A 5,020-nucleotide genomic window follows, 5' to 3' on the forward strand; every position below is an offset into this window, starting at 1 on the left:
GGGGCGGGCGGCCTTCGGGGGGCCTCTTCCGCGCCGGCCAGTGCCGTGCGTACGGCGTCGCTCTGGAGGCGCAGGTAGATGCCGACGGTCTCGTTCTCGGCGATCCGGGCCTCGAGGTAGGCCAGGATCGCGCGCAGGCGCCGGGCGTCAGGCGGTAGCGCGGCCATCGCCCGTACCGTTGCCGCGCGCGGTGGAGATCCTCACCTCCAGCTCCTTTCCCCACGGCCCAGGCTCCGGAGTTCCCACCATGCCGCCGGTGTTCTGTCGCGCTCCTGCCAGTAGGGGTGGAAGAGGACCGCGGTCGAGAGCTGGTGCAGGCGGCGGCGCAGCTCGGTTCGGCCGGGCCGCTGGGCGAGCTGGTGGTAGGTGTGGCTCCACTCCTGCTGTGCCTGGACCAGGTCGTCGGGGAACGGTCGCGGTCGCATGGCTGGATTCAATCATGTGTTCGATTTTCTGCGCCATCGCGACGCCGTGTCCCGACCACCTGGTCCGGGACCAGTCGGGACAGGGCTTCCGTGAGGTCGTCGCAGGCCTCCTGGAGTGCCCGCAGGGTCTGGTTGCGCTCGGCGACGATCGCTGAGAGGAGGAGGGCCGTCAGGGCCACGGTGCCGTTGAAGGCCTGGAGGACGACCATCTTGGCGAGGAGGTCGTGGCCGGCGAAGGGGCCCGAGCCGACGGCGCCGGCGTAGATCGCGACGACGGAGGCGATCAGGGCGCAGGGCGCGGCGCCGATGAGCCGGAAGCGGAAGGCCGCCCAGATCAGGAAGGGGACGACGAGGAAGAGGAGGTTGAGCGAGGTGCGGGTGGCCACCACGGCGACCGCCGCCGTGCCGCCGAGCAGGAGCGCCGCCTCGGCCCAGCGCCATCCGGGCGAGCCGCGGGGCAGCCGGGCGGTGCGGGCGGCCAGCAGGAGCGGGGTGATGAACAGGACCCCCATGGCGTCGCCGGTCCACCACACCGACCAGGTCGGCCAGAAGTCCCGGGCCGCCAGCGCTTCGGAGGCCACCAGGACGCCGGTGCCGATCGTCGCGCTGAGCAGCATCCCGGCCAGGGCGCCGAGGAAGACCAGGGCGAGCGCGTCCTGGAGGCGGTCCAGCGTGGTGCGGAACCCGACGCGCCGCAGGAGGAGGCAGGCGCAGACCGGGGCGATCGTGTTGCTCGCCGCGATGGCGAGGACGGGGAGGATCGACGGCCCGAGCGTCACGTTCACCACGAACGCCCCGAGCGCGATGGCCGGCCACATCCGAAGGCCCCACAGCATCAGGGCGACGAGGGCGATGCCGGTGGGTGGCCAGAACGGCGTGACCTGGCCGCGTACGAGTTGCTGTTCCAGGCCGAGCTCGGCGCTGCCGTAGTAGGCGGCGGTCACGGCGGCCAGCTTCAGGGCCTCGGTGCCGTACTGCCGCAGCCACGCGTCGCGGGCGGGCGCGGTCATCCCGGGTCGCCGCCGTTTCCCGGCCGTTCCCCGAGCCTTCCGTAGCGCAGGACCAGGACCGCGGCGTCGTCGTTGTGGCCGGTGAGGTCCGCGACCTTGATCACCTCGGCCGCCAGTGCGTCCGGGTCGGTGCAGCAGGCGTCGGCGACCAGCTCGGCCACCCTCTTCATGCCGTCCTCGATCGGGTACTCGGGTCCTTCCACGACACCGTCGGTGAGCAGCACGAACGCGCCCGCCCCGGTCAGCAGCCGGCGGGACGACGGGTAGTGCTCGCCGGCGTGGATGCCCAGCGGCAGGCCGCCGTCGTCCAGGACGATCTCGCAGCGGCCGTCGGTCGTGGCCCACACGGCCGGGACATGTCCGGCACGGGCGTCGCGGAGTTCTCCGGTGGCCGGGTCGAAACGCAGGAACGAGCAGGTCACGAAGAGTTCGGTGGCCATCGAGACGAGCAGGTCGTTCGTACGGCCGAGCACCTCCGCCGGGTCCGTGGTGGCGGTCGCGACGGCGCGCAGACAGGTGCGTACCTGCCCCATGAGCGCCGCCGCCTCGACGTCATGGCCCTGGACGTCCCCGATCGCGAACCCCACCGAACCGTCCGCCATCACGAAGCCGTCGTACCAGTCGCCCCCGATGTCCAGCCCGACCCGTGCCGGTGTGTACCGCCCCGCCGCCCGCAGATCCGGCAGCACCGGAAGCTCCGCGGCGAGGACCTGGCGCTGGAGTGCGGCGGCGAGTTCGACGCGGGCCTGCTGGAACTTGATCTGGTCCAGTATCCGGCCGGTGAGATCCCCGAGCTTCTGGAGCAGCTCCCTGGTGGCACCGGCCGAATCGGTGCGGCGGTGGGCCATGGCATCACACTCCGGTTCTTGCGGAGCGCCGCGCCATATGCGGCGTTCTCACGGTACTCCCGTGACGGGAGGGTCTCCCCTCCTCAGAACTCCTCGTCGCCCCACGCCAGCGCGTCCAGGTCACCGTCGAAGTCCTCGCCCGGGCCCGCCACGCCCAGGAACATCCGCTCCAGCGGGTCCGGCGCCGTCGGCTGTACGGCCTGCTCCGTCCAGATGCACTTGCCGGTCGGCGTGTACCGCGTGCCCCACCGCTGCGACAGCGCGGTGACCAGCTGGAGCCCGCGGCCGCCCTCGTCGGTCTCCGTCGCGCGGCGTATCCGCGGCATGGTCAGGCTGCCGTCGAAGACCTCGCAGATCAGGTTGGCGTCGTGCAGGAGGCGCAGGCGCAGGGGGCCCTTGGCGTGCCGGATGACGTTGCCGACGAGTTCGCTTGCGAGGAGTTCGGTGGTGGGGGTGAGGTCCTCGAGGCCCCAGGCCGCGAGCTGCTTGCGGATCAGGCTGCGGGCCTGGCCGGCCGCCTTGGGGTCCTTGGGCAGCGGCCAGGAGGCCATGCGGGAGGCCGGCAGCGCGTGCAGCCGGGCCAGCAGGAAGGCGGCGTCGTCGGCCGCCTGGTGGTCGGCGGGCAGCAGGGCGGAGGTGACCCGCTCACAGAGGTGTTCCAGGTCCCTCGCCGTGCCGTCCGCGTGCGCGGTGCGCAGGACGTCGGCGAGTGCCGCCATGCCCTCGTCCATCTCGCGCTTGGACGACTCCACCAGGCCGTCGGTGTACAGCACCAGCACGCTGTCCTCGGGGACCGGGATCTCCGTCGTCTCGAAGGGCGGCTCGGCCGCGCCGAGCGGCGGGTCGGCCGACAGCGGCGGGAACACCACGGTGCCGTCGGGATGCAGCAGGGCCGGTGGCGGGTGGCCCGCCCCGGATATGGAGCAGACGCGGGTCGTGGAGTCGTAGAGCGCGTACAGACAGGTCACGTACGACTCCTCGCCCATGCCGCCGACGATGTCGTTGAGATGGCTCATGATCTCGTCGGGCGGCAGTTCGAGGTCGGCGAGGGTGTGGACGGCGGTGCGCAGCCGGCCCATCGTCGCGGCCTCGGGCAGACCGTGGCCCATGACGTCGCCGACGACCAGGGCGACCTGGCCGCCGGACAGCGGGATGATGTCGTACCAGTCGCCGCCCACGTCCATGCCCTGGCCGGCCGGAAGGTAGCGGGCGGCGGCCGTGCAGGCGGGCAGGGCGGGCAGGTCGCGGGGGAGCAGGCTGCGCTGGAGTTCGCGGGACCGGGTGTGCTCGGCGTCGAAGAGACGGGCCCGCTCCAGGGCCTGGGCGACCAGGGCGCTGGTCGCGGTCAGCAGGGTGCGCTCCTCGTCGGTGAGGCGGCGCGGGTGGTCGAAGGTGACCGCGCAGACGCCGAAGGTGTGCCCGGAGGCGGTCAGCGGGAGCAGCGCCCAGGCCTGCTTGCCGGCGCGGGCGGGCAGGTCGGCGAGCTCGGGGTAGCGGGTGGCGAACTCCCGCTGGGAGGACATGAACAGCGGCGTGCCGGCCCGGAGCGCGTCCCACATCGGGCTGGGTTCCGTACGTTCACGGCCGTCGAGAAAGGCGAGGATGTCCCGCGGGTAGCCGACGGATCCGACGGTGTGCAGCCGGTCGCCCTCCACGGCCTGCACCACCAGGCCGGTCGCCTCGAACGGCGGCAGCACCCGGCGGGCGACCGCGTCCACCACGTCCTTCGAGGTCGTCGCCTTGGCCAGCGCGGCCGTCAACTCCGCTATCCGCGCGGCCCGTTCGGTGGCGGCGCGCTCGGCGGACCGGCGCTCCTCCTCCAGTCGCCGCTTCTCGGTGACGTCGGTGAAGTAGATGGTGCGGCCGTCGGGGCCCGGGACGAACCGGAGGTGGCACAGGCGGCCGCTCGGCAGCCGTACGTCGAAGCTGACCGACTTCTCCGCCGCGGCGGCCTGCCGGCAGCGGATCTCCAGGCCGGGCACCTGCTCGGCGGCCGGCAGGTCCCACAGCAGCCGGCCGATCAGCTCCTCCTCGGAGAAGCCCAGGGTGCGTTCGGCCTCCAGGTTGGCGAAGGTGATCCGCCAGTCGTCGTCCATCGCGAGGAAGCCGTCGCTCATGTGCCGCAGGGCCCGGCCGAGCGCGTCACGGGCGGACCGCGGCTCGTTGCTGTCCCAGCCGACGCCTATCATCCGCTGCGGCTCGCCGTTGTCGTCGTACGTCGCCCTGCCGCGGGCCTGCGTCCAGCCCCAGCTGCCGTCCAGCTTGCGCACCCGGTACTCGGCCTCGAACACGCCGTGCTCCAGGATCGCCCGGTCCACCAGGGCCAGCGTCGGCGCCAGGTCGTCGGGGTGGACGCACCTCATCCAGTTCTCGACCAGGGCGGTGTACTCCTCCGGCCGGGTGCCGTACAGCTCCAGCGCGGCCTCGTCCCAGAGCAGTTCGCCGGTCTGGATGTTCCAGTCCCAGGAGCCGACGCTGACCTCCTTCAGGGCCTGCCGCAGCCGCTCTCCGTTCTGCTCCGGCTGCACGGGCCGGGAGGGACCGGCCGTCGGTGGTGCCTGGACCATGCGCTCCTCGGTCCAGGCGACGACGGCACGCAGGAACTCCCAGTGCTCGGGGCCCGGTTCGCCCTGGTCGCCCATCAGCACACTGAGCGCGCCGGTGCTGCGCCGGCCCCGGTACATGGGGAGGGCGGCGAGGCCGGTGCCGGGCCAGGCGGGGGTCTCCGGGGTGAGGG

General features: G+C 72.8%; 4 protein-coding genes. All 4 read right to left on the minus strand.

What is annotated here, in order from left to right; all coding sequences use genetic code 11:
• Nucleotides 1-200 precede the first annotated feature (200 nt).
• The gene (locus L0P92_RS42030) at nucleotides 201-425 is read right to left on the minus strand and encodes a DUF8825 domain-containing protein (RefSeq protein ID WP_234768407.1); all 225 of its coding nucleotides are present in this window, start codon (nucleotides 423-425) and stop codon (nucleotides 201-203) included.
• Nucleotides 426-433: 8 nt separating this feature from the next.
• Nucleotides 434-1,435, minus strand: a complete 1,002-nt coding sequence (locus L0P92_RS42035) for an MASE1 domain-containing protein (protein WP_234768408.1) — start codon at nucleotides 1,433-1,435, stop codon at nucleotides 434-436.
• A complete protein-coding gene (locus L0P92_RS42040) occupies nucleotides 1,432-2,283 on the minus strand; it encodes a PP2C family protein-serine/threonine phosphatase (protein ID WP_234768409.1) in 852 nt (283 codons plus the stop codon). The genes L0P92_RS42035 and L0P92_RS42040 overlap by 4 nt, the downstream gene beginning before the upstream one ends.
• 83 nt (nucleotides 2,284-2,366) lie before the next feature.
• On the minus strand, nucleotides 2,367-5,020 hold a 2,654-nt coding region (locus L0P92_RS42045), incomplete at its 5' end, for a SpoIIE family protein phosphatase (protein ID WP_234768410.1).

It is taken from the genome of Streptomyces muensis, from assembly GCF_021474425.1.
GTDB lineage: Bacteria > Actinomycetota > Actinomycetes > Streptomycetales > Streptomycetaceae > Streptomyces > Streptomyces muensis.

Excerpts from the sequence above, each read along its gene's own strand:
- L0P92_RS42035 (WP_234768408.1), bottom strand. The coding sequence starts at position 1,435 with ATGACCGCGCCCGCCCGCGACGCGTGGCTGCGGCAGTACGGCACCGAG.
- L0P92_RS42040 (WP_234768409.1), bottom strand. The coding sequence starts at position 2,283 with ATGGCCCACCGCCGCACCGATTCGGCCGGTGCCACCAGGGAGCTGCTC.
- L0P92_RS42030 (WP_234768407.1), bottom strand. The coding sequence starts at position 425 with ATGCGACCGCGACCGTTCCCCGACGACCTGGTCCAGGCACAGCAGGAG.